The organism is Oceaniferula flava, assembly GCF_016811075.1.
GTDB lineage: Bacteria > Verrucomicrobiota > Verrucomicrobiia > Verrucomicrobiales > Akkermansiaceae > Oceaniferula > Oceaniferula flava.
Genome location: NZ_JAFBGL010000001.1, coordinates 298,965 through 324,239, shown reverse-complemented (window position 1 = coordinate 324,239; position 25,275 = coordinate 298,965). Strand labels below are relative to the sequence as shown.

The 25,275-nt window shown below is 54.9% G+C and carries 24 protein-coding genes; 17 read left to right on the top strand and 7 right to left on the bottom strand.

All coding sequences use genetic code 11. The features are described from left to right. Positions 1-47 precede the first annotated feature (47 nt). Complete coding sequence (locus JO972_RS01410) at positions 48-419, bottom strand: hypothetical protein (RefSeq protein ID WP_309488200.1); 372 nt, start codon at positions 417-419, stop codon at positions 48-50. A gap of 509 nt (positions 420-928) precedes the next feature. Between JO972_RS01410 and JO972_RS01405 the strand changes: the two genes are divergently transcribed. From JO972_RS01405 to JO972_RS01385, 5 genes are all read left to right on the top strand, one after another. Next, positions 929-3,538 carry an Ig-like domain-containing protein gene (locus tag JO972_RS01405; RefSeq protein WP_309488199.1) on the top strand — a complete coding sequence of 870 codons (2,610 nt, stop codon included), beginning with the start codon at positions 929-931 and terminating at the stop codon, positions 3,536-3,538. 415 nt (positions 3,539-3,953) lie between these two features. After that, entirely contained in the window at positions 3,954-5,618 is a 1,665-nt protein-coding gene (locus tag JO972_RS01400) for a hypothetical protein (RefSeq protein ID WP_309488198.1), read from the top strand. Positions 5,619-5,911: 293 nt separating this feature from the next. Continuing rightward, positions 5,912-6,658, top strand: coding sequence for an ATP-binding cassette domain-containing protein (locus JO972_RS01395; protein WP_309488197.1), 747 nt, complete (start codon positions 5,912-5,914; stop codon positions 6,656-6,658). 13 nt (positions 6,659-6,671) lie between these two features. Beyond that, a complete protein-coding gene (locus JO972_RS01390) occupies positions 6,672-8,069 on the top strand; it encodes a lysophospholipid acyltransferase family protein (protein WP_309488196.1) in 1,398 nt (465 codons plus the stop codon). 15 nt (positions 8,070-8,084) lie between these two features. Next, the gene (locus JO972_RS01385) at positions 8,085-8,723 is read left to right on the top strand and encodes a BUD32 family EKC/KEOPS complex subunit (protein WP_309488195.1); all 639 of its coding nucleotides are present in this window, start codon (positions 8,085-8,087) and stop codon (positions 8,721-8,723) included. Here JO972_RS01385 and rfaP read toward each other — a convergent pair. Next, positions 8,720-9,565: a lipopolysaccharide core heptose(I) kinase RfaP gene (gene rfaP / locus JO972_RS01380; RefSeq protein ID WP_309488194.1), complete on the bottom strand. Its 846-nt coding sequence runs from the start codon at positions 9,563-9,565 to the stop codon at positions 8,720-8,722. The two genes, JO972_RS01385 and rfaP, sit on opposite strands and share 4 nt — an antisense overlap. A 101-nt stretch (positions 9,566-9,666) precedes the next feature. Between rfaP and JO972_RS01375 the strand changes: the two genes are divergently transcribed. Together JO972_RS01375 and JO972_RS01370 are read left to right on the top strand one after the other, a co-directional pair. Next, a complete protein-coding gene (locus JO972_RS01375; RefSeq protein ID WP_309488193.1) occupies positions 9,667-10,776 on the top strand; it encodes a glycosyltransferase family 4 protein in 1,110 nt (369 codons plus the stop codon). Positions 10,777-10,876: 100 nt separating this feature from the next. Next, a complete protein-coding gene (locus JO972_RS01370) occupies positions 10,877-11,686 on the top strand; it encodes a lipopolysaccharide kinase InaA family protein (protein ID WP_309488192.1) in 810 nt (269 codons plus the stop codon). Between the two features lies 1 nt (position 11,687). Here the strand turns inward: JO972_RS01370 and JO972_RS01365 are convergent, their stop codons facing one another. Then, complete coding sequence (locus JO972_RS01365) at positions 11,688-13,058, bottom strand: phosphotransferase (protein ID WP_309488191.1); 1,371 nt, start codon at positions 13,056-13,058, stop codon at positions 11,688-11,690. A gap of 94 nt (positions 13,059-13,152) precedes the next feature. Further along, positions 13,153-14,055 carry a hypothetical protein gene (locus JO972_RS01360; protein WP_309488190.1) on the bottom strand — a complete coding sequence of 301 codons (903 nt, stop codon included), beginning with the start codon at positions 14,053-14,055 and terminating at the stop codon, positions 13,153-13,155. A 267-nt stretch (positions 14,056-14,322) separates the two neighbouring features. Between JO972_RS01360 and JO972_RS01355 the strand changes: the two genes are divergently transcribed. Then, on the top strand, positions 14,323-15,090 hold the full coding sequence (locus JO972_RS01355) for a BUD32 family EKC/KEOPS complex subunit (protein ID WP_309488189.1): 768 nt from the start codon (positions 14,323-14,325) through the stop codon (positions 15,088-15,090). 163 nt (positions 15,091-15,253) lie between these two features. Beyond that, a complete protein-coding gene (locus JO972_RS01350; protein ID WP_309488188.1) occupies positions 15,254-16,168 on the top strand; it encodes a glycosyltransferase in 915 nt (304 codons plus the stop codon). A 7-nt stretch (positions 16,169-16,175) separates the two neighbouring features. Here the strand turns inward: JO972_RS01350 and JO972_RS01345 are convergent, their stop codons facing one another. After that, the gene (locus tag JO972_RS01345; protein ID WP_309488187.1) at positions 16,176-16,946 is read right to left on the bottom strand and encodes a glycosyltransferase family 2 protein; all 771 of its coding nucleotides are present in this window, start codon (positions 16,944-16,946) and stop codon (positions 16,176-16,178) included. On the opposite strand from JO972_RS01345, the gene JO972_RS01340 reads away from it, so the two are divergent. The 5 genes from JO972_RS01340 to JO972_RS01320 are packed head-to-tail and all read left to right on the top strand — an operon-like array spanning position 16,945 to position 21,009. Further along, entirely contained in the window at positions 16,945-17,115 is a 171-nt protein-coding gene (locus tag JO972_RS01340) for a hypothetical protein (RefSeq protein WP_309488186.1), read from the top strand. The two genes, JO972_RS01345 and JO972_RS01340, sit on opposite strands and share 2 nt — an antisense overlap. Positions 17,116-17,120: 5 nt before the next feature. Next, on the top strand, positions 17,121-18,167 hold the full coding sequence (locus JO972_RS01335) for a glycosyltransferase family protein (RefSeq protein ID WP_309488185.1): 1,047 nt from the start codon (positions 17,121-17,123) through the stop codon (positions 18,165-18,167). Between the two features lie 2 nt (positions 18,168-18,169). Continuing rightward, the gene (locus JO972_RS01330; RefSeq protein ID WP_309488184.1) at positions 18,170-18,943 is read left to right on the top strand and encodes a hypothetical protein; all 774 of its coding nucleotides are present in this window, start codon (positions 18,170-18,172) and stop codon (positions 18,941-18,943) included. 50 nt (positions 18,944-18,993) lie between these two features. Then, a complete protein-coding gene (locus tag JO972_RS01325) occupies positions 18,994-19,944 on the top strand; it encodes a glycosyltransferase (RefSeq protein ID WP_309488183.1) in 951 nt (316 codons plus the stop codon). A 3-nt stretch (positions 19,945-19,947) separates the two neighbouring features. Next, a complete protein-coding gene (locus tag JO972_RS01320) occupies positions 19,948-21,009 on the top strand; it encodes a glycosyltransferase family 4 protein (protein WP_309488182.1) in 1,062 nt (353 codons plus the stop codon). Positions 21,010-21,043: 34 nt separating this feature from the next. Here JO972_RS01320 and JO972_RS01315 read toward each other — a convergent pair whose 3' ends face one another. Further along, positions 21,044-21,784, bottom strand: a complete 741-nt coding sequence (locus JO972_RS01315) for a lipopolysaccharide kinase InaA family protein (protein ID WP_309488181.1) — start codon at positions 21,782-21,784, stop codon at positions 21,044-21,046. A gap of 165 nt (positions 21,785-21,949) precedes the next feature. Between JO972_RS01315 and JO972_RS01310 the strand changes: the two genes are divergently transcribed. Continuing rightward, positions 21,950-22,756, top strand: a complete 807-nt coding sequence (locus tag JO972_RS01310) for a M48 family metallopeptidase (protein WP_309488180.1) — start codon at positions 21,950-21,952, stop codon at positions 22,754-22,756. A 63-nt stretch (positions 22,757-22,819) separates the two neighbouring features. After that, positions 22,820-23,422: an OmpH/Skp family outer membrane protein gene (locus JO972_RS01305; protein ID WP_309488179.1), complete on the top strand. Its 603-nt coding sequence runs from the start codon at positions 22,820-22,822 to the stop codon at positions 23,420-23,422. A gap of 33 nt (positions 23,423-23,455) precedes the next feature. On the opposite strand, the gene JO972_RS01300 is transcribed toward JO972_RS01305, so the two are convergent. Next, the gene (locus JO972_RS01300; protein WP_309488178.1) at positions 23,456-23,971 is read right to left on the bottom strand and encodes an 8-oxo-dGTP diphosphatase; all 516 of its coding nucleotides are present in this window, start codon (positions 23,969-23,971) and stop codon (positions 23,456-23,458) included. A 77-nt stretch (positions 23,972-24,048) separates the two neighbouring features. On the opposite strand from JO972_RS01300, the gene JO972_RS01295 reads away from it, so the two are divergent. Next, a complete protein-coding gene (locus tag JO972_RS01295; RefSeq protein ID WP_309488538.1) occupies positions 24,049-25,272 on the top strand; it encodes a TIGR03862 family flavoprotein in 1,224 nt (407 codons plus the stop codon). The last annotated feature ends 3 nt before the right edge of the window (positions 25,273-25,275 follow it).

Genomic DNA, 25,275 nt, shown 5'->3' with positions numbered 1-25,275 from the left:
ATCTGCCCCCTGATACACGCATTAAAACACAGTCCATTGTTTTACCATTACGGTCTGGTGCGGTAGATGGGTGGTTGAGCTTGTGTGTTTTTCTTATGGAAGTTGAAGACGATGAATTTGTCTGTGACGCTGTGAAGGCTTTGCCCTTTATTTTCTCTAACTTCGGCGTAGAACGAGAGCATGTTGGCTAGTTGTTGGCTTTCATCCTTGTTCGAGTAAATGGCCCCTTTTCTGGGGTGGGTAACGCCAGCACCAGATTTGACTTTATACACGTAGACTCGGAGCCAAGTATCGTATTCGACGGGGTGTTCCTTCACATATTGGCGGACGGTGTCGTAGGTAACGAAATCGTAAGGGATTTCTCGAGCTTGTGCGGAGCAAAGGGTGAGGAGTAGGACGAGTGCGTGGATTTTGATCATGAAGTAATATAGGGGCAGGCTAGCAAATTAGCAATTCGCGTAGAACAGATGAAGGAGAAATACGCCTTACTTGTGTTGTTGCCACCGTCAGAAAAAGAAGCTCACTCACCCCTCCTGACACCGAAATGAGCACAAGCATAAATCATGTCATCGACGCTAAGCACCGGCGTCAACAGCGATGAAATCGCTTCATGTTTTACCCCTTGTTTTGCAATACCGCTCTTCCTAACGGGAGCATATCAGCACACCTGAATAAGGCTACAACCCCCGTGGTTATTAGCCTTAACCGAACCCGGCCGCACTCCATTTCGCCTTCCTCGAGTTCGCTGCAAATGGGTCAAAATGCAGCCACAAAAACGCCTCAAAAAAAAGAGCCTTGTCAGCCGCCCACATCCCGATAGGTGACCAATCACTTCATGAAAACGAACGGCACAAGTAAGATCATATGCGCATCTTTAATCACATTTGGAACAACATGGTCTGCCTATGGCTCCATGTTCGCAAACGACATGGATTATGTGATTGGGGATGCCAAGCAGGCCTTTATCCGAAATCTGGTGACGACTGAAGCTCAAGCCGATCATTTACTGGCCGGCTTTCACAAGATGGGCGTAAACGGAATTCGGGTTCCCATTTTCCCCGCTGGAACTGATCCGAACAAGCCGATGTTCACCTACTTTTTCGAGCAGGCAGTCGAACAAGGATTCCATATCTTTGCCAATCCGGCACAAGGTTCAGGTGGTCATCGGATTGCCTGTGGGACCTTGGAAGCCGCCGGACTCTACCCGGTGAAGGACGATCCAGTGGCTACACAAACCCTGATCAATACGATCCAGGACTTCGCCAATGAATATCCCTGCAAGTGGATTAATGCCTTCAACGAGGACGCAAAAAGCGACGTATTGTGGAGTGTTGACCAAATCAACACCATCTACTCCACCCTTGAAAATAATCTCAACGGAGCAGAACAAGTTGGACCATGTGTCTGGGGGATACCAGCTAGCATTCAAGTTCTTGAGACGACCGGGATCAGCGATAACATTACCGTTGCGACCACCCACAATCTCGGCTTCAACCATGATCAATGGGATGATTTCATTGCCTTGGCAAAAGCCAAGAACCTACCCGTTTGGGATTCCGAGTGTAATCATAATGATAAATACGGAACGGGAACACGACTGGAAGCTGCCCTGAAAAACAACGTCGACGGCATCGTTCTTTATGATTCCTGGGTCAACATTAACTTCTCCAATGGCAGCATCAATAACGCCATGCGGGAACAGATGGATCTATACCTCAATGGCGGACTTCCGCAAACACTCCCCTATTTCGAAGGGTTTGAAGATGGCATCGGCGACTGGCAACAATCGTATGATGACGATTTCGATTGGTCCGTAGGGAGCGGGTATACCGACTCAGTTAGCACCGGTCCAAGCGAGGCGAGCCAGGGAGACCAATACCTCTTAGTTGAAGGACACGACGGAGGTCAGCATGCGGAAACTTCACTGGCCTGCGCCTTCGACCTCACTAACGAGACTCAAGTTGTTATGCAGTTTGACTACCATATGACTGGCAACGATATCGGCACCTTAGATGTCGATGTTTTTGACGGAACGGTTTGGACCAATAGTGTCTGGACCCTATCCGGCGAACAGCAGTCTGACGAGTTAGATGCATGGCGGAAGGCCGAGGTCGACCTCACACCATTCGCAGGCAACTCACACGTTTCGGTGCGCTTCCGTTATAAGAAAAAGCAGTGGGCTTACGGCGACCCGGCCATCGATAATATCGTGGTCATGGATGCTGCGAATACGGCACCCACCGCCGATCAATCGACCCTCACCGTTGACGCCGGACTCTCCTCCGAGATCGTTCTAGCAGGGTCCGATGCTGAGGAGAATCAGCTCACCTATGCGCTAAACTCTCAACCGGCTCACGGTGTGTTGTCTGGAACGGCACCCAATCTGATCTACACCCCAGCAAATGGATATCTGGGCACCGACAGCTTTACCTTCACCGTGAACGATGGGGCATTGGACAGTGCACCGGCAACGGTATTGATGACCGTTGTCCCCTCCGCGAGCGTCTTCGATGCTTCGCCGGACAACACGACCATCATCCACAATGGCAGCGAAGGCACTGTGTCGGGGACTCCCGGTGAACTCAGCTATCTCAGCCCTCTTGTGAACTACAATAATGGTGGCATTGTGAGCACGCAGACGATCAATGAGCTCAACGGTCGACCATTGACCAATGACGATCGAGTCGTCATGAAGCTCTCTGTATCGGGCATTTCCGGCACCCTGAAAGCCAACGGGATTCGCTTCGGAATGTCGGATTATACGACATGGGGGGAAAGTGAGGGTGAGTCCATGCTCATTCAGCTAAGCCCCACGAACACCAGTTCAGACATTTCCATTTATACCGACTCCTTTCAAGATGTCGGTGAAACTGGCGATTCCGCTAGCAACGATGAACTCTACGATGGCTTCGAAGTAACACTCGTCGCTGATGTCAACGGCTATCAATTCACTCTAACGGGTTTAGGAAATACTTCACCACTCATCATCAGTGGGGTTTTCAGTGGCAGTGAGTTCGTTGACTATTTCGGAAATGGCCACTTTTTGTATCAGGCGCAGCGTTATAACAGCACCACCGAGCCTCTGGTTTCGACCATCACCGAGGCCAGTATTTCTATTTCCCAGCAAGCTACGGTCGATCCCTACACGCAATGGGTGGCAGAGAACTTTGCCGGAGCTTCCGAGGATGCGGATACAAGCGACTCGGGAAACCCTGATGGCGATTCATTGAACAACCTGATGGAGTGGGCTCTGGCGACCAATCCCATGGCCAGCGATCAACCGACCCTCACAAGCCACCAAGAGGGCGATCACTTTGTCGTCACCTTCTATCGGCGCGACCCATCGATCACGGGCATTGATGTTTTTGCCAGCTGGGCGCCGTCGGTCACATCGGAAGTCTGGCAACTCGATGGCAACGGGCTTACGGAAAGCTCACTGGGTTGGACAAATGGCATTGAGAAAGTCTCGGCCTCCATCCCCCTCTCCGATGACAAGGGCTTCATTCGCATTAACACGCAAACAATCATCGAGAACTAGAAGCACGCGAAAGCTGGGGCCCTGTTTTCTCCCCATTCATTTTGCTTTCTCGTTTCCTTTCTGACCTTCATCACCACTGGCTGCGACCCCATCGGTCGCCTGAGGATTGAGAAGGTCAAGTTTCCTTACTACAGAAACCAGTGAGCAAAACCGCCTCTGAGTTTAGCTTCAATGAAACTAACAATTTCTCGACAGTTTTTACAAAGGAAACAGAAAGCATACCCGTAACATTCCAGAGAAAACGCACAGCAGACTAACAATCAGTGTATTTTCAGAGGGTTTTAAAGAGACCTCGCTCTTTATAAATGCAACATCAGCAGAGATGAGTCATCCTATCCCTAACCTCATGAAACAATTCATCCTCTACATTCTCCTCTGTTCCTGCGCCTTGGCCCAAGACACGCCGGACACCACATTGAACCGCTACGCCACGACGGAAGACGCCCGGTATTGGCCGAGTGTAAATGAAGGAGACTATATCTTCTTCAAGGGGAACACCGACAAGGGAGAGGATATCTACGCCGCCGCAGGGACAAACCACCTAAAGGTCGAATTGCCCATCGGTAAAAAAATCCTCATCTACACCGGTGACTACGAGCGCATTCTTATCAATGGAGAAGGTTGTCAGAGCACGGCAGAAACCCCCACCATCATTACCAATCTTGGAGGTCAGGTGCGTTGGGGAAACAGCCACGAGAACAACCACTATCGAGCACTTGAGCTCTACAATTTTCAACACCTCCACTTGACCGGAAAATATGATGCCGCCAAGCAGACCGGACATGCCGACTATCTAGGGCACAACGCGGGTCAAAACCTTGGCTCAGGCGCCTACTATGAACGCTACGGCCTGTGGGGAAATCCCAAATGGTCAGGTATCATCTACCACAAAAATTACGGTAATGGCGTCCGCATCCACCACTTTAAAACGGTCAAAGTCGACTATGTCGCCAGTTGGGGAGGCTACTTTGCTTCATTTAACATCAAAACAGATAACCCCAAAACCCCCGGCGAAGTGGACGTCGATATTCAGGATTGCTTTGCAGGGTTTGGCGAAGGAGAGGCCTTTTACATCTCTTACTCGACCAAAGCTCATAACCAAGACATCACCCGATTAACCCTCAAAAACAACATCTCAGTCTTCACAGGAGCGGAGTGCCTGCAAACGGACAATCTGGCGGAAGGCTCGGTCATTGAAAATAATGTTTCGCTCGGTTCCGCCACCTTCTTTCGTCACCCATTCCAGTCTCGGTTTCAGGATAACATGCACCAATTTTCCTTTGTCGAAGGAGGAGTCACGGTGCAGAACAATATCTTCATGAGCACCAATGGCGCTCTCCACCAATTCCGCTATCGCGATGCCAATTCCGCCAAGCTCACCGGCCGAACATCGCCCAGCAAAGATAAACCAGTCATCATGCGGAATAATTTTTATGGCATGAGTCGCACGACCATGGGCTACATGTGGCAAGGTGACGGAATCACCCCTTACATTTTCTCAAATAACGTCTACGGCGACATCTCTGTTCCCGATGCAGACGATACCCTGAGTGTTACGCCAGACGCTCCGGCCGGTTTTTTCAAGATCGGAAATAGCAACACTGAGATTTTATTTGAAAAGAATATTTATCCAAAAGGACGCGACCTTTATTACACTAGTTTGGGAGACGGGAGTAAGATCACTCACCGAGAAAACGTCCAGAAAGCAGCCCCCACCATCCAGTTTAAAAACAGTGGGTTTCCTGACGACATCGACTGGAGGAGCATTAGCGTCTGGAATGCAACTTACCAAAATACCCCAAACGTCGACGGGCTGAACAAAAATGGCGAATTCATCCCTTACGCACTTGGGGACATCGTGATCTTTTATGATTCGGATGGAAATACCAAGTTCTTCAAATGTATCCTCGCCCACGCAGAGAACCACAACCCGAACACATCCCCTCAACACTGGGCTCAGATGACGTGGAAGGGGCGCAACCTTCCTCCTTTAGATCTCCGTATCAAGGCAGATACTTTCTACAACGATCGCGGTATGGGGCTGAGCTATAACGAGGCCAAAGAGACAGCCCTCGACTAACTCCCCCTCGGAGAGCCGCATCGATTAAGAGGCCGACACCTTCCCTAAGCTACCTTTTCAGCACCCAAGTGGATGGTCTGACGCGGAGTTCCCTATGATCCCCGTGGCACCGTAATGCCCTGACTTTCCTCCCGTGCCCTCGCTCGGTCGCTGCAACTAGGCATGATACCGACCCCCAAGTGGTGGTATTTTAGCCAAATTGGTATTTGGTTTTTACCATTTGGAGTTTAGAACGCTGCATGGCCTTTTTGGAACTTCAGGACATTCAGACTCATTTCCCCGTGCGCAAGGGCATGGTTATCAGAAAAGTGACCGATGTGGTCAAAGCTGTCGACGGCGTCTCTCTCAGTATCAATCAGGGCGAAATCCTTGGTCTGGTGGGAGAATCCGGCTGTGGCAAGTCCACCCTGTCACGCACCATCATGCAGCTGATTCCGGCAACATCCGGTGCCGTGGTGCTCGAGGACCAGAACCTGTCCACCCTGCCGCAATCCGAGGTCAGAAAACGCCGACTGGATTTCCAGATGATCTTCCAGGACCCCTACGCCTCGCTCAACCCGCGGATGACGATTTACTCGACACTGGCCGAAGCGATCAACCAGCGACACCCGCAGCTCAAAGGACAGGGGCTGAACGACAAAATCGTCGCCCTCATGGAACGCTGCGGACTGGACCAACGGTTCATGAAGAAGTATCCGCATGAATTTTCCGGCGGCCAGCGGCAACGTATTGCCATTGCCCGAGCTCTGGCACCCGAGCCGAAACTCGTCATCGCGGACGAGCCAGTCAGTGCGCTCGATGTCTCCATCCAATCGCAGATTCTCAACCTCCTACTCGAGCTCCGCAAGGACCTCGGACTCACCATGATCTTCATCTCCCACGACCTCTCGGTGGTGCGCTACATTGCGGATAACATCGCAGTGATGTACAAGGGGAAAATCGTGGAATATGGCGAAGCGGAGCAGGTGTTCAACCACGCCGAGCACGCCTACACCCAGAAACTGTTAGCAGCGATTCCGCACATCGAGCAAAGCGCCTAACCAAGGTCTGCCCATGGGTGAAGCCACACAAAAAGAGCGCCCCGTCAGCCTGGGCAATTACCTCTCCTACGGTATCTACCGTGGGCTGGAGCTGGCGTTAAAACCGATCCCCATGCCCTTGGTGTGTGTCATCGGCGGAATGATCGGCACGCTTGGCGGTGCTCTCTTTCCCGGTCGGAAAAAAATCGTCGTTCGCAATCTCAGAATTGCCTTTGGCGATCAGTTGAGTCTGGAGCAAATCCAGCAGCTGGCACGCAAGACCTTCTGGCGCTCCGGAGCCAACTTCATCGCCTCACTGAAAGGCAACACCATGCAGCCTGAGGAGCTGAACAAGTGCATGGACATCGTCGGCATCGAAAACCTCCGTGACGCCCGCGAAGACGGCCAAGGAGCCATTCTCCTGCTCGCACACATGGGCAGTTGGGAAATCCTGGTGCAGATGCACCTCATCATCTCAGGCCTCACCCCTTTCGGTGGGCTGTATCGCCCGCTGGGGAACCCGCTGCTGGATCGCTTGGTCAAACGTCGTCGACAAAAAACAGGCACCAAACTTTTCAGTCGTAAAGACGGCTTTTTCACTCCCATCGCGCACCTGAAGAAGGCCGGCGTTCTGGGGGCCTTCGCCGATCAGAATGCCAGCAAGCACGGCATGTCCGTGCCCTTTTTCGGCAAACTCGGCTCGCTCACCAACCTTCCGGCCCTGCTGCACCGCCGCACCGGCGCGCCGATCATCCCGATCTCCATGGAAACCGTGGCGCATGGCAAGTGGCGCGTGCAAATTCACCCCGCCGTGGAGATTTCCGAGGCGGCACGGACCAATGCCACCGTGACCTCGAGTCTTTGTGCCGAAGCCTTCCAGCGCATCATGGCCACCAGCCCCGCCGATGTGCTGTGGATGCATGGTTACTGGAAAGTCGGCACCAAGCGCCCGTTAAAAATCGTCGGAGTTCACAAGCAGAAAAACGATGGCCTGCTCCCCGCAGCCTCAAAGTCGTTCAAGGTGCTACTCTTCACCGGACAGGCCACCGCCGACTCAGCAGAGATCACCGAACAATTGGCACGCCTGCGCAATTACCGTCGCGATCTGGAAATCATCACCGTGGGCGAGCACGCCATCGATCCGAGTGCCAGCCAGCACATTCGCCTGGACCCCAGCGAGCCGCCACATATCGCGGCCAATGCCATCCGTCGACTCGATCAGACAGGCAATACCCCGCTCGACCTTGCGCTCGACGTCACCCCGGATGCCGAGGGTGAGGAAATCATCAAGCTCTCAGGCATCAAACCGGCATTCGCACTCAAGGGGCGCCACTGCGCCGTCACCACCAAGCGGATGTTCGAAACGACCTCCAAGCGCAACCTCGCCGGCATGCTGGAAAGCCTGGGATTACCCGCTGAAGAAGACGTCTGAGCCCCCGCCCCGACCATGGAAACCATCACCCAAGCCCAGCTGGACGAGCTTTGCGCCAACGGCCGAGCGATCGACCAGAAAAGCGGCTACCCGGCGGTGGTCTTGCACCCCGATGGCAGCATCAGCAAGATTTGGGCACGCAAAAAAGGCCTCTTCTCCTCGTCCACCCTGCGTCCCTACGCCCAGCGCTTTGTAAAAAATGCGCAGCAACTTAAGGCGCGCGGCATCACGGTGCCGGACATCATTCGTGTGGCGCGACTGGAAAACAGCCACGTCCGCCTCGTCACCTACCGTGGCCTGCCCGGCACCAGCATCCGCGAATTGTTAGAGAAAACCCCTCAACAAATCGACATGCAGGCGCTCTGCCAGTACATCGCCGAACTCCACGAAAAGGGCATCCTCTTCGGCGGCATGCATTTGGGGAACATCTTACAAATGGACTCCGGCTTCGGCCTGATCGACTTCACCGACGTCCGCTTTTTCCGCAAGCCCCTCACTGCCAAACAGCGCGCGCACAACCTGCGCACTCCGCTGCGCTATGACGAAGACATCGCACGCATCCGCGACGCCGAATTACCCGACTTGGTGGAGAGCTACCTCGCGAAACTTCCGGCCACCATGGCGGATGATGTAAAGCGCGAACTTAGCGCCTAAGGCAGACGACCGAAGGCACCCGGAAGCTGAGCATCGCGTCCGCGGTGCTTGCGATAAAAGCCCCTGGCACGCTTGACCACATCCGTCCACAGAGAGGTCTCCGTTTCCAGCTGCTGTTTCCAGTCGGCGCCCAGATACACCCGCAGAAAGGCCACCAAATCTCGGTCGGTGATCGGGCAGTCGAGGGCGGAAAATAACAACGCTCCCAGATCCTTGGCGAGCCATCGGTGTGGCACGCTGGCTCTGATTTGCGCGCGGTGAAGATCGATCAACGGCAGACGCAGCGGCTCATCCGGTGTCCAGGAAGACCAATCACGATCGATGATATGAAAGTGGCAGAGGTAAAAATCGCGATGATTCATACCAGCACCGTGCATGCGTCTGGCGGCGTCTGCGACTTGTCGGATAATTGCCCGCTTCAGTGCCAGCTGACGTTCCAGGCTCAAGCTGTGGGGGATTTCCTTGAGAAAATCCTCCACCTCCACCCGCTCGGTAAGCGCCTCCATAATGACAAAGGACTCCCGCTTGGCCGGGTTCACGCCCCGTGTTCCCTTGCCCACGATTTTCACCGTGGCGACGCCGGATTTCTCCAGCAGATCCACCGCCTGCCACTCATTGGAGGCGTCGGTGACCGGCAGTCGGAAGCTTGTCAGATTTTTCCAAATCTCACCCCAGCCGATGCCGTGGTGGATTTTGGCAAAGTATTCTTCTCCCCCGTGTTCGAAGAGCAGGGTGCGGCGGCCCTCCTTGGCACGGTAGACCTCACCTTCCAGTGCCATCACCTGATCAAAGGCATCGGCACCGGAAAATTTATCACGCATCTCGGCAGATAACTCAATCATCCGGCCACAGCAGACCCTGCTTCCGGATCGAGGTCAAGGCTTGCGGGAGGAATTAATCTTGGCAAAGCTTGAGTTCAGATGGATGCTCGCCACCCGATTTCATGAAATTAGCCATCTTTCTCCAGCGATATTTCCCCTACGGAGGCCTCCAGCGGGACTCGGTGAGACTCGCTGAGGCGGCGTTCGAAGCCGGACATGAGGTGGCTATAGTGGTCGCGACTTGGGAGGGGCCGAAACCCCAGCACATCGAGGTGCGCGAGCTGCACAGCGGAGGCCAAAGCAATCACCAGAAGTCCGCCCAATTTGCCAGCGCCTGCCAGCAAATCATGGCGGAGTTCGATGTTACCATCTGTTTCAGTCGGGTGCCGGGGTGCGATTTTCACTTTTGTGGCGACCCCTGCTACGCAGAAAAGTTCGCCCGTCAGAAGCCTGCCATCCTGCGTCTGCTACCACGCTACCGCTTCCTCCACGCCAACGAAGCCGCAGTCTTCGGCCCGGACTCCCCCACCCACCTCTTCTTCCTCGCCGCTTCTGAAATCCCGCCTTATCAAGAATTCTACCACATCCCCGAGACGCAGATGACCCTGCTGCCGCCGTGGCTGAAAAAGACGGAACCATTCAGCCAGTCTGCGGCAGATCTCAAGGCAGCGACCCTGAAGTCCATGAATCTCCCAGCCGACAGCGAGATGCTGTTATTTGTCGGCTCGGATTTCCAACGCAAGGGGCTGGATCGCGCGATCGATGCGCTCGCCGAGGTAAAACAAGACAACCTGCACCTCGTAGTCTGCGGACAAGATCAGGCTGACCCTTATCGCAAGCAAGCCCAACAATTGGGGATCGAGGATCGGGTGCATCTGCTCGGACCACGCGACGATGTGCCGCGGCTCATGGCCAGTGCCAGCCTGCTGGTTCATCCGGCCCGACAAGAAACCGCCGGCATGGTGCTACTGGAAGCGCTGAGCTACGGCCTGCCTGTGCTCTGCACGGAGAACTGCGGTTACGCCTCCCACGTGCAAGACGCCGGCTGCCCGCCACTACATACCGAGATCAGGCCGAGCGAACTGGCGGAGACAATCCGGCAATCGCTCCCACTCCTCCCGGATCTCAAAGCACAGGCGCTGGCATGGGCGGAGAATGCGTATCAGGACAATGCTGCCAGCATTATGTTAGAAAAGATGCAGCAATCGCTGGAGCAGAACGAGTCTCGCTAGCCCACGGTGACCCATCGCCACCAGTGGCCCTTAGGACATTTGCCCACCTGACATTTTCTTTCATTGATTCGCGGCCAAGATCAGATGTAAAAGACAGCCCATGCCGCACACTACCTACACCAGCCCCGATTGGCAGTCCGACCTCGAAGCCTCGGGCTACACTGATTTCGAATCGTGGTGGAATGCGGAAAAGGAACTGGTGGAGGAAGGCAACTTCCGAGGCAACGACGACCAATCGTCCTGGAGTCACGTTTCCAGAATCAAGCTGGCCGACGGGCGCACGGTTTATCTCAAGCGCCAGCAAAACCACTTCCCTAACAACCTTCTGCTGAAGATGAAGAAGGTGCTGACCTTCGAGCTGGAATGGCGGAACTATCAGCGACTGCAAGAAGCCGGTGTGCCCACCTTGAACATCATCCACTTCGCCAGCCGCAAGCAGAACGGCAACCGTCAGTGCATCATCGTCTCCGAGGAGCTGGCGGGCATGACGCCGCTGGACGATCTCATCCGATGCTTCGAAAAAACCGCCTGGCCGTCACGCACGCAGCGATTGGCGATGCTGGATGCGATTGAAAAAGTGATCCGCAAGATGCACGATGCCGGCATCATCCACAACGCCCTCTACGGCAGACACATCTACCTAAACATCCCCATCATCGATGGCAAGGCTGTGATCCCCGATGATTTCCACGCCTGCCTCATCGATCTCGAACGCACCAAGTTCCCCGGCGTGAATTCACCCAAGCTGATCACCAACGATCTGGAGAAAATGTATCGTCGCATTCCTGAGTGGCCGGCAAGAGATTGCCTGTGGTTTTTGAAACGCTACCTCGGCATTGAAAAACTCACTCCCGAGGCCAAAACCATCGCCCGTCAGATCGCGGCCACGCGCAAGCCGAAGTCGGCATAGCTTAAGAACTGGCGTCCAGCTTGGCTCGGATGGCGGAGATCCAGTCGGGTCGCTTTTCCCAATTCCTGAGGAAGCGAGCCAGGTCTTTTTCCTTCCGTTGCTGGTGGGCCGCGGCTGTTTGATGGAAGGTTGTGCCATCGAGGTCAATCAGGCTGAGCAGCCCGTCCTCGCTGAACATGAAGTTCCCGGATTTCATATCTCCGTGGGTCACCTGCAGGGCATCGAGCTCATGCCACCGCTGGACAAACTGATCAGCAATGACAGGCATCTGTCGGTCCAGGTCTTCCTCCGAAATCTGATCGAGCGCGGCACCGTCTGCCTTTTCCATTAGCAGATAGGCTTTTTTCAAAAGAGGTCCATTGCGCACTAACAGGCAGGCAAGGGGGCGTGGCGTGGGCACGCCGAACAGCCGCAGCACGTGGCCATTGCTCCAGCTCATCAGCGCTCTAGGTGTTAAGAGGGCGTGGCGTAGGCGGTAGCTCAGCGATTTTTCGTTATAGCGTTTGAGAATGTAGGAGGTTTCCCCTTCTTTAACCTCCACCACCGTGCAGGTGTTGCCGTCTTTGAGCCAAGAGGTGTCGGTGAAAAATTGGTCCGGGTCCTCCTGCAAGCGAGATTTCAAACTGCTGGAGAAATCACGGCAGGCCAGCCACTCTTTGCCGTTTTCCTTGTGGTGCTCGAAGTCACTGCACGACCGCCGGGTTTTCTTGTAATACTTGCGCGCGCGGTTCTGGATGGAGCTCGGTATGGCATCGACCAGTCCTGTGAGCGACAGGCCATAGTGCTCGGCCACCGCAGCATCGTATGTCTGGCGCAGGCCGAGTGGGATATTCGCCGCGAGCACCGCCATGTTTTCCACCCGTTTGGACTCCTCGAGTGGCGCGTCAGAAAATAAACAGGTGCCGGCATCCAGCATCCAAAGCTGGCCACGGCTCCAAAGGTAATTACCCAGATGGTCGTCGCTTTGCAAAATACCAGCGGCATGTTGCCGCTCGTGCAGAGAAACTAACTGCTGGAAAATCTTAGCCCGCTCCGTGGCTTCGGCGTGAGATAGGGTGCGGTCGACCGTTTCCCCATCGGGAATCCATTCGAAGCCGACCGCAATCTGCCCGCTCTCGGATTTCACCAGAAACAGTGGCTGTGGAACCTCTAACTGGGCCTCGGCCAGGCGCTTGGCATTGTCCCATTCGCGGGAGACATCGCGCTGCTGCTTGGGGTGCGGGTCGTAGACTTTGACCAAGATCTCGCGATCCTCACTGACCGCCTGCCAGACGTTTCGGCGTCCGGGAAGATGCCTCAGGTTTTTACCACAGTCTACAACGCAAGAGGTCTTGAAATCGGACGATTCCGATTCCAAGACCTGTAAATGCATGGTGTCACCTCGCTCCAATGTGTTGTCGGTTCGCTGGTTCATCTTCGAATGAGCCGCGATTCGTAACCAATCGAAGGCGGAAATGCACGAAGAACTAGAAGCGCAAGGTCACCTGCGCACGGGCGTCGGTGCTTGGGCTGTCGTCTAGCAATCCAAGGGCCACGCCCAAGTTCACATCGAGATGGTCGCACACCGGAATGATCACCTGAGGCACCACCTGGAGGCTGCTGTAGCTATCGAAGCTGCCTTGGTAAACGAGCTCAACCATCGGGTAAATCCACGCGTCTTGTGGGGCGTAGATGAAAGCGGCGGAGGCGTCGATGAGGAAAAACTTGTCGCTGCCACCGTCTGGGTGGATGTCGTCAGAATCCCAGTAGTAACGACCACCGACGTTGCCCACGAAGGTCCAGCAGTTGTTCAGCTGTTGGTCCATCTTGAAGCCGAAGCTCGCCATGGAGCCACGGTGGTTGATGCGGTCGACCCGGTTGGTCACCTGGTTTTCGCCCTCCAGGTTCTGGCGCACGTTGCCCAGACCGAAGTAAACTGCCATGTTGCTGTCGCTGGGAGAGCTGGCGTGTTTGAATTGCCAATCGAGAGTCAGGCTGGGGAAATCCAACAGACCGCCGTTGCCATCAATCTCGACTTCTTGGCCGCTGCTCACCTCACGGGCATCGCCGTTGGTGTTGAACGGGTAGTAAACACGCAGTTGCAAGCTCTCGCTCAGAGGCACGGTGAGTTCGACGTCGCTCAGTGAGCCATCGAATTCATCCACTTCCTGCAGCTTGGCGTCCTCAAAGGAACGATGGCTGGCACGCAGAGTCCACGTTTTGGAAGTCTGGGCGTAGCGGGAAAATAGCGGCTGAATCTGGCGCGTGGAGCACTCAGGAGCCGGAGGCGTGACGATGACAGTCTTGGATGAACTCTCCCCTGCCTGCGCAGGAGTGGTGAACACGCTGGCACAGCTGATCACTGTGGCACTGATGACGGGTAGTTTCATAATAGTGGATGTAGTCTGGTTTCCCAAAACGGGACATTTGAAAAAAGCCAACCGCAAGAATTTGTCAAGCCCATACCCGTGACACCTTCGAACCAACAACTAGCTAAAAGCCTTCACTATGCGAAGCCAAGGAACTGTTGATCAGGCCTTTACCAATTCGAACCATCCATCCCAGATGGGACTGCAACTGCTCATCGACGAGACCAGCATATCATCTCGATGACTTTTTTACTGGATACCAAGAAACGAGCACTCCAGCCTCCACCCATGGATGCAATTACTGAACCAACTAACAGAACGAATCACAGCATCCAGCTGGCTCGGCTCTCACCAGCGCAGCACTCTGATACTGCATTCTATCTCTTTGAGGAAAAGGACACCACATACTTGGTGAAGCTGTATCTTCATGAACATGGTGACGAAGCATCTCTCAGAGAGAAGCTTGGACTATTGCACTGGAGGGCTCATGGTTTTTTTGTGCCGGGCGTGTATCACCGTGTCTTGCCACAGTTAAAGAATCCTCATGTAGTGATGGATTACATTCAGACCGAGACCCTAGCAGATTTCATAAGCAGACATACTTCCAAGGCTGAGATTTATCCTCGAATTAGACAGATCCTGCAAAGTAATGCGGCACGCCACCGCCTGTCTTTGCAAAGATCCGACGCTTCGCTCATTCACTCCGACCTCCACCCTGATAATATATTGATCGATGCTGAGAGCTTTTATTATATCGATTTTGCAACTCCGCATAAGGATAAATCAGTGCTTGAACTCGTTTCCCTCGAGGTGGAAAGGTTCATGATTCAACTTCTCCGAGTGATGGGGAAGGAATCGATGCCATCGCTGACTGAATTGCTCGTAGCGGCATATTCAGGACAAGAGGCGGTGTTGACTCGCATAGTCGAAAAGCATGACCTACACCCATGCATTCGCATGGTAAAATCGATTCGTGAGAGCCTCAGAAGGGATGCTCAAATTCGCCGTTACCAGCTAGCTGACGTTTTCAAGAAAACGATGAACTATTCCAACTAACCGAGGCGTAGAATACATGACACCCAGCCCCCTTCCTAACAAACAGAAAACACTCTCCGCCATACACAACAAGGCCAATGACCTAGCCCAACCGATTTCCCATTGCCCCAGCATACCCGCTATGCCACAATAATCCCCACCCCTGACATGAGGGTTTAAAAATATGGCCAACATTTTCAAGAAGCTATTTTACAACCCTCCACCTGCGCACAAGAACCCGAAGATTGTCGGGCTGATTTTGGCACGCAACGAAGGTAGCCGAATCGCATTTGCCATCCGCGCCGCAGCGGAAGTTACCGATGCCTTGGTGTTCCTCGATGACGCCTCCACCGATAACACCTTGGAGATTGCCCGCTCGCTGCAGGAGTCCTGCAACATCGAAAAGATCATTTCCCGAGACATCGACGGCGAGTCCTACAACGAGTTCGGCAATCGTTCTCAAATGCTGAAAACCGGTCGCGAGATTGGCGGCACGCACTTCATCGTGATCGATGCCGACGAAGCATTCACCTCGGACTGCTACGAGAACGACTTTCTCAGACATGAAATCCTCAAGCTCCGCCCTGGCGATTCACTCGCCCTCTGGTGGATCCAGCTATGGCGCAGCACCGAGCAATACCGCCACGGCGACAAATCCAGGTGGGACCGCACCACCAAACGGATGATTTTCTGCGACGATGGCAAGACCGACTACAAACCGGGCTTCGCCCACTTCTCCCTGGTGCCGCCTTTCCCCAAAAGGCGCCGGCTCAAGCTGAAGACCCAACACGGGCTGATGCACTTCCAGTTTGTCAATTGGGATAACCTTTACCTCAAGCAACAATGGTATTGCTGGCTGGAACGGGTCGGAATGCCTGACAAGCCGGTGGAGGAAATTCTTCAGCGCTACTGCAAATCAGTCGATGAATCCGGCTTGCGCTGTGAACCGGTTCCCGACAAATGGTTCGCCTCCTACCCCTACTTTGACCCCGCCGCCTTCGATGAACCTGACTTCTGGAGACAGGAGCAAATGGACGAGTGGTTAGAAGAATATGGCGAGGATTACTTCGCCGGCCTGAGTCTCAATCAGGCATCTTGAGCACCACCTACTTCACCAGGTAGGGCGATGGGAACATCCGGTAAATCTTGCGATGCAGCAGGCTGGTTCTCTCCAAGGCGGGATGCCACTGCAGCTTCACCCCCTTATCCGCTGCGTATTTCCGCTCCGGGCTCTTGTCCATCCGTTTGGACAGCTGGCTGGGAGCGATGGTGTAGAGATAGAGCACCTTCTTGATCAACACAGCGCGGGTGTTAGCCGCAGCCGCGCGCGACCAGAAATCGAGGTCGCCGATGATGCGGTATTTGCCATCGAACATGCCCATCTTTTCGCTCAAATTCTTCCGCCATGCCGAGAACGGTCCGGCGCGGCGACCGATCTTGAGCTTTTTCAATCGATCCACATCAAAGCTATCCATCTCCCCGGGTGACTCCTCGTGCTGATAGCCAATCATCACAGAGCAAAGCTCGATGCCCGTATCAGCCTCCATGGTTTCCACCACCTGCTGCAGACATTGCGGGTGCAGGGCATCGTCCATGTTACTGTAGCACACGATGTCCGCCTGAGCCGCTTCCCAGCCGAGATTCCAGGCTTCGTAGAGGGTGCGTCGGTCATCGGTGGTGACCAGGCGGACGTTGGAAAATTGTTCGGTGTAAGGTTGAATCAACTCGCGCTCGCGGGCCGGCGATCCGGTTTCGACAAAGATGAATTCCGCCTGATCGAAAATCGTCTGTTGCTGGATCTCGCTGATTTTTTTCTCGATCAGATCCGCATCCTGATAGGTGCTGATGATACATGAGATGCGCGGTTTGGCTGACATGGCGGTCATCAAACATGACGTCACCACGGGTGGCAATTCCAATATCGTCGATGCCTCGATTCCTGACACCGGGCGATCCGGCCCAGCGCCCTCGGGCCACGCCCCTGACCGCGACCTCTATTCTCTTGATCTTGCCGGCCTGCTATCACAGGATGCCCGAAAGACCTGAGACACATGAAAATCGCATTCATCGAGCAGAAAATCAGCGACCGTGGAACGTCGGTTGCCGTCTATGATTACGCTCGCCACAACGAGGAAATCCTCGGCAACACCTCGCTCACCTTCTCCATTCCCGGAGGGGATGGCAATGCCGAGGCTCGGTTTGAATCGCGCTTCGATCACCACTACTACTCGGATCGGGAAGAGCTCGATCGCCTGCTCGCTGAACACCAGGTGGACTTCGCCTATTTCCTCAAACATGGCAAAAACGACGGGGCCGATACCTCTGTCTGCCGCTGCGGCATCCACTGCGTGTTCAAGACCACCCAGCCGCACGGCGATGTCTACGCCTGCATTTCCGAATACCTCAATGAGCGCTTCAAAACTCAGTGCCCGGTGGTCCCTCACATGATCGATATGCCCGCCGATGCCGGTGACATGCGAGCCGAGCTGGGGATTCCGGCGGACGCCATCGTCTACGGAAGGCACGGCGGCGCGGAGAACTTCAACCTCGTCTTTGTCCAGGAAACCGTCGCCCGAATCCTCGCCGAGCAGCCCAACACCTGGTTCCTTTTCCTCAACACCGATCCCTTCCTGCCCGAGGGCGCAGCGGGACGCGAGCGCTGCATCCACCTGCCAAGCACCGCGGACCGCAAAGAAGTGGCCCGCTTTATCAACAGCTGCGATGCCATGCTGCACGCCCGCCGTGGCGGAGAAACCTTCGGTCTGGCCTGCGGTGAATTCTCCGTGCTCAACAAGCCGGTGATCACCTGGGCACCTCCGACCGGAATCGACGGCATCAAGCAGCACCTGCGCAATTTCTACGTCAAACTCACCGGCACCGGCACCCGTATCCCCCATCGCATGCCACGCGCCCATCTCGATATTCTGGGCGACCGCGCGATCGTCTATCACACCGCCAAAGAACTCTATCCCATCCTGGCTAACCCCTCGCTCTGGCAGCAGAACTATCAGGACTGGGACGCCTACAGCAGCGGCTACGGTCCAGCCCCTGTGATGCAGCTATTTTCCGAAGTCTTTCTCACGCCCCCAGCCAAGTAGCCATGACCTTGTTAATCAATTATGCCAATGCTGAGTTCCGGAAAAGCCAGCAGCTGAACAGCCAAACAGGGCGCGATGTGGGCAAGTTTGACGAGGTGATTTCTTACTCGCCGCAAGACATCGACACGGAATTTCGCGAGCGGAACAAACACATCCTCAAGCAGGTCAAAGGCAATGGCTACTGGTTGTGGAAGCCGTATTTCATCCACCGTGCGCTGCAGCAACTGCGCGACGGAGACATCCTTTTTTACAGCGATTCGGGGGCCTATTTCTCCGCAGATGTCGCCCCCCTCACGGACCTGCTCGATCGTAGTGGCCGGGATTTGGTGGTCTTCGAACTGCAGCAAATCGAAAAACATTGGACCAAGCGTGACGCGTTTATTCTGATGGATTGCGACACCCCCGAATTCACCGATTCCAAGCAACGCCTCGCCACCTTCAGCATCTGGCGAAAATCCAAGTTCACCATGGATCTGATCGAAGAGTATTTGGAACTCGCCCAGGACGAGAGGCTGATCACCGACCTGGAAAACCAATGCGGTCAGCCGAATGATCCGGAATTCAAAAACCACCGCCACGATCAATCGATTTTCAGCTTACTGTCTAAAAAACACGGCATTGAAGCCCACCGGGATCCCTCGCAGTGGGGCGATGACGTGCGTGATCTCTATCCGAACTCCCCCTACCCCAGCGTGATCCATTCCACACGAGCGTCCCACCCATCGCTGTTTCGCAAGCTGGTCAACAAAGTCAAAAAACGTCTAAACAAGAAATAATCATCGCCCCGATTTCTTGAACTCGACGGCTATCCCTTGCCCCTAACACCATGCCTCCATCCATTAACATCATCGCTCGCACCAACGGAGTCGGACTGGATCGCGATGTCGACTTGATCCACCATGCGCTGTCGGCCGCGGGTTTCAATGTCACCGTTTCCCACTGCCGCAGCATCTCGCCGCTACGCAGATTCTTCCCGTCGAAACCACAGTTTGACGCCAATATCTTTCTCGAGCGCGTGTTCCCCCGCTGGTTTGGATCCGCTAAGAAAAACTTCCTCATCCCCAATCAGGAACGCTTTCCAGAACGCCACCTCGGGCATCTGAAAAAGATCGACCAAGTGCTGTGCAAAAGCCGCCATGCCGAGGATATCTTCACGAAGCGCGGCAGCGACTGCAGCTTCATCGGCTTCACCTCGTCGGACATGTTAGACCCCAAGGTCGAGCCCGATTACCAATCCTTCCTCCACCTCGCCGGCCGCAGCACGCTCAAAGGAACGGAAACCATTCTCACACTCTGGAAAAAGCACCCCGAGTGGCCGCAGCTAACTCTGATCCAGTGCAAAGAAAACGCACCGGAGCAGGTCCCGGACAACGTCCGCCTGATCAGCGAATACATTCCCCACGAAGACATCATCACTCACCTGAACAGCCACGGTGTGCACCTCTGCACTTCGCTATCCGAGGGATGGGGGCACTACATTGTCGAGGCGATGAGCTGCCGGGCCGTGGTGGTCACCACCGATGGACCACCGATGAATGAAATCGTCGCTCCCGATCGCGGTATCCTGGTCCCCGCACAGCGCGAAGAAGCTCGCCACTTGGGCATTAACTACTACGTCGACCCCGACAAACTGGAAACCATGATCAGCGAACTCTTGCTCAAAACCACCGAGCAAAAACAATCCTTTGGCAACAACGCGCGCGCTTGGTTTGAAAGCAACGACGCCACCCTGCAGTCGCGCCTCCCCGCCACCATCAGCAGCCTCCTCAACGCCTGAAACATGCCGGCCACAACGAACCATGATGACGTGGAACTGATCTTGGGAAATTCGAACCCGAGATTCTCCGGAGTCACGTCTACAATGTTGCAAGTGCTGCGGCACCAGCAATCGATGATGAAGGTCGCAGTGATGGGATCGCATCACGTGCCGGACGACTGCCACACCTTGACATTGTTAGAAACCGCCAAACTCTGTCGGACACCACTCCCGGATGGTCGCCCACGCATTTTCCATGCCCGCAGAAACGACGAGATGCTGCAGGCGCTCTTGCTCAAGAAGGTCTTCCGCGCCAAGATCCGGATCGCCTTCACCGCCACCGCCCAGCGTCCGCCGAGCTGGATCACCCGCTGGCTGACCCGCCAAGCAGACGGAGTCATCACCACCAGCTCCGCCGCCAATCAGTATATCGAGGGTGGGGCCGATGTCATCATCCCCCACGGTATCGATCTCAGCACCTACCAACCGGCAGCCGACCGCGATCAGGCGTGGCGAGAACTCGGGTATCCCGGGAAATTCGGCATCGGCATCTTTGGTCGGGTCCGTCACCAAAAGGGCGTGGATGTTTTTGTCCGGGCATTGATTCCGCTGATGAAAAAACACCCGGATTTCACCGCCGTGATCTGCGGGGAGACCACTCCCGATCAGAAAACCTTTGAAACCGAACTGAAGCAAGAGATCGAAGCTGCCGGCTTGAGCGAGCAGTTTCAGTTCATCGGCAAGCAGCCGTTCGAAGCGCTGCCGAAGCTTTTCAGATCGATGAGCATCGTCGCGGCACTCAGTCGGAACGAAGGCTTTGGACTAACGGTTCTGGAAGCCATGGCCAGCGGCACCGCCGTCATTGCCAGTGAGGCAGGGGCGTGGAAAGATGTCATCCGCGACGGCACCGACGGCTTCATCGTGCCCTGCGATGATGTTAGCAGCACCTCGAAGAAACTGGCGCAGTTGATGTCCGATCCAGCGATGTTAGAACCCATGGGGCAGCATGGCAGACAGCGGGTGGAGCAACATTACACGCTGGAGCGTGAAGCCTCCGAGATCTGCCGCTTTTTAAAATCGCTGTGACCGAACGCAATCCGCGCGGGCAAGCACCGCGTTCTTAGTCATCCAGTTTCTTCTTCCGGTATTCCACCACCTCATCGGCGAAGTCGCGCAGTTTCGGGTCGTCGATTTCCAGTCCGAGATAGCAGGAAAGAAAATACAGTCGCTCCTCCAACGAACAATTCCGCCACGCCAGGTGGTCGAGGGTCGCCACGTCCTTGACGATGCCATGCTGGCTGCGCATCCCCCCGGTTTTATCAAAGTAGCCGTTCGGGCAATCGATCCAAAAAACTTCCACCTTCTCGCCCTGCTCCCCCACTCTTCGGACTAGGACATTACGCCATTTTAAGTCGTCGTGGTAAAAATGTTCGTCATGGATTTTGCGGAGATTCGTGGCAATCGATTCGATAATCTGGCGTCGGAGGTCCGCTTTTACCTCCGACGGCTCATCACTTTCCTCCAAGCTGGCGATGAAGTGATCGAGCTGGCTGGCACCGGTCACCTCAAGCGTGATGATCATGCAGTTCCTGGGGATTCCGAAAGCATTTCGATACTCGCCCTGCACCATCGGCACACATACAGGAATCCCCAATTTCTGGAAGAACTTCAGGTTGGCAAATTCGTTTTTGGAGCGGGTCGGTTTCAGAATCCGTGAAAAAGCCCGGCGCAATCGGCGGTAACCGTAAAGTTTGAAATACACGACCACCTGGCTTCCGTCCGGCTTGGTCAGCTCTTTCCTAACAAACTTCGACCTCCGCCGCTGATGCCTTCCAAGTTCAAAACCAAAAAACCGACTCACACTCTCAAAGGGATGTTGTGGATCCACAAAGGGCATCCAGTCTTCGAAGGACGGTTCTATATGTAATGACTCTCGCACGAACCTCAGCTTAGGACGATTCATTCCTTCAGCACAAGCTTTCAACTTGCGCCACCAGCACCTTACGCTAACATCGAATATCGTATCGTGACCCGCCCACTTTCCATCCTAGTAGCACTCATCCTCGCCTGTGGCCTGGCCTCCTGCTCGTTTCATTCCGCGATTGATGCGCAGGGGAACGTGATCATGCAGCCGTCCAGCCAGCTGATGCGCAGTCATGGGGTCAAGGCCTTCGAGAAGATCAAGGCTGAGAAACAAGTCAGTCACGACCCCAAATTCACTGAGCCAGTCCAACGAGTGGCCGAGCGCCTGAAGAAAGTCATCGATATGCCCGATGCCGATTGGGAATTCGTCGTCTTCAAAGACCGCTCAGCCAATGCATTTGCTCTTCCGGGAGGCAAGGTGGGAATCAATACAGGGCTCTTTAAAGTGGTGGATAGCGATGAATTGTTAGCCGCTGTGTTAGGTCATGAAATTTCCCACGCCACCGCAGGCCACGCGCAAAAACGGATGACTCACGCCATTGTAGCGATCATTGCTGGAGCGATCATTTATCAAGCGATGGATCACAACGAAATAGACCACGCTGGTGAGGCCACAGCAGCCTACGCCCTGGCCCTTTACCTATTGGATGCACTCCCTCTGTCGCGCCGGCAAGAGTATGAGAGCGACCGCATCGGAGCCATCTACATGGCCAAAGCTGGTTACGATCCCCGGGCAGCCGTGAAACTCTGGCGAAAGCTCGACGAATACCATCGACTGCAAGGTGAGCCCCGACCTGAATTCCTGCGGACCCACCCGCACGACGCAGCTAGAATTAACGCTCTTGAAGCCTTTATTCCGACCGCGATGCAGTATTATCGCAAGCATCCCAAGACAGGGAGCAGACGCTAAGACAGAGCAGTCTCTCCGAACCATCGACTCGACATCTCACCGTCCACTTGCTACACCCTCTGCATGAAAACGCGCCTGCTTCTGTTTCTTTTTTCAAACCTCTTGGTGATCAGTGGACTCCAGGCGCAGGAGTTCAAATGCGCTATCGTAGACGTCAACAAGCTACTCACCGATTATCACGTAGCAAACACAGAACTGGAACGCATCAAAAGCGAACGGGCGAACTACGATGCCGAGCGCAGCAAGCGAATGGAGTCACTCACGGAGGTAGAGACCAAGCTCAAAGATCTGATCACGAAATTACGGGAAAAAGCGATGCCCAAGAGCGAGCGCAACACCCTGATGGAGGAGTATCAAGATCTGGTAAGTCAGCACAATGCACTCAATAAAGACCTTCAGGAGTCTGACCAAGAACAGGTTCAGGCGATCAAAAAGAAAATGGCCGACGCCACCCGTCAGCTGCTCGATGAGATCCAGTCTGTGATCAAATCCTACGCCAAACAAAACCATTACGTCTGGATCATCGACTCGTCCGGCCTGAGCAATACGCAGATCTCTCCCCTCGTTTATGCCAGGAACCCCACGGTGGTCACCGATGAGATTCTCAAATTACTCAACAAGGATGCCCCCAAGGCTGAGCCGGTGGAGGAAAACGAAGACGAATAGACCTGTGCGCGGACAAATCCGTGGCCGCGCCACCTAACTAATCAGCCAGCCGGAGACACCGGCGTCTTCGAGCTGGACGTCTCGCCACTGCATCCTTTCGCCCTCAAAGAGGAAACGACCGAGAAACTTCTGACCTTCTAACATCTGAGGTAGCCAGTGGGCATCGTCTTCCCACATTTTGTCCCAGGGGATGTCTTCGATCTTGGTCCAAATCGGCACCGCCTCTTCCGTGGCGGTGGGTGTTCCTTCAAATTCGGTGGCGGTGAACACATGGCAGTGAATATCCGGAATATCGGACATGGCAAACCACAGTTCCCCCATCTTCACCGGCTTGATCGGGGTGATGTGCAGTTCTTCTTGGCACTCTCTGATGACACATTCCAGCGGCGTCTCACCGGGGTCGATTTTGCCACCGGGGCCATTGATCTTCCCCATACCAATTCCACGCAGCTTCTCGATGAGTAAAACTTCACCGTCACGCACAATAAACATTAAGGTTGCGGGCATCTCACCTTGCCAGACACTCCAATCCACGCTGCAATCCTCCATGCGCTGATTTCTAATCGCTCCCTCGTGCCGAGGGAAGATAAATCCCTATTTCTTCAACTCCCACCTGATCTCTCAAGCTGAACACAAGTCACCATATCGCCATCATCGGCGGCGGCCCGGCCGGACTGCGCGCTGCCGAAGTAGCCGCTGAGCTAGGTGCCCGGGTGACGGTCTACGATGCCATGCCATCGGTTGGCCGTAAGTTCCTGATCGCCGGGAAAAGTGGACTCAATCTAACCAATGGCGAAGCGTGGTCGGACTTTCTGGAAAAATACAGCGGTCGCTCACTGCCGGAAAGCTCGTGGCGGAAGATCCTCACCGACTTCGATCATCTCGCGCTGCGTCAGTGGGCGCTGGACCTGGGAATCGAGACCTTTGTGGCCAGCAGTGGCAAGGTGTTTCCCTGCCCGGTCGATGGCACCATCCGCGCCGCGCCGCTGCTACGCCGTTGGATCGAGAAACTCCGAGCTCGGGGAGTCGTTTTCAAAACTCGCCACCGCTGGATCGGCTTCACGCCCGCCGGCCACTTGCATTTTCACCATCAGGGGAGCGAGATCGAGGTCACCGCAGATGCCACGATTCTGGCCCTCGGCGGTGCGTCTTGGCCGCGCACAGGTTCGGACGGCCGCTGGCAGCAATTGCTGGCGGCTCAGGGCATTCACAGCGAAAAATTTACCTCGGCCAACTGCGGCTGGGAGGTCGATTGGCCAGCCGAAATCTTGGAGGTCGCAGAAGGCCTGCCGATGAAGAATCTGGAACTTAGCGCGGGCACGATGACCCGACGCGGCGAGTTGGTGTTGACCCGCTACGGCTTGGAAGGAGGACCGATTTACCGTCTCGGACCCGCTCTGCGCGCTCAAACTTCGCCCGAGCTCCATATCGATTTCAAACCGAATACCTCCAGGGAGGAACTGGTGGCGAAGATGGGATCTGTGCGCAGGAACTTCGTCCGTGAAGCCCGCCGTCGTTGGAAACTCGATGCCGCCACCTGCGCCCTGCTCAAGCACCTGCCGGACCGCGGACCATGGAAATCGGCCGAGCAGCTTGCCGGGGAGGTAAAGCACTGCCGGATTCCACTAACAGGGCCTCGTCCAATCGAGGAAGCAATCTCGTCTGCCGGTGGAATCCGCTGGAATGAACTTGATGAAAACCTGATGCTGCAGAAAATGCCGGGTGTCTTCGCCGCAGGTGAGATGATCGACTGGGACGCTCCCACCGGCGGCTATCTGCTGCAAGCATGCTTTGCCACTGGCGATCACGCAGCCCGCGCAGCACTCCGTTTTCTCAACTCTTCAGCCTAACTG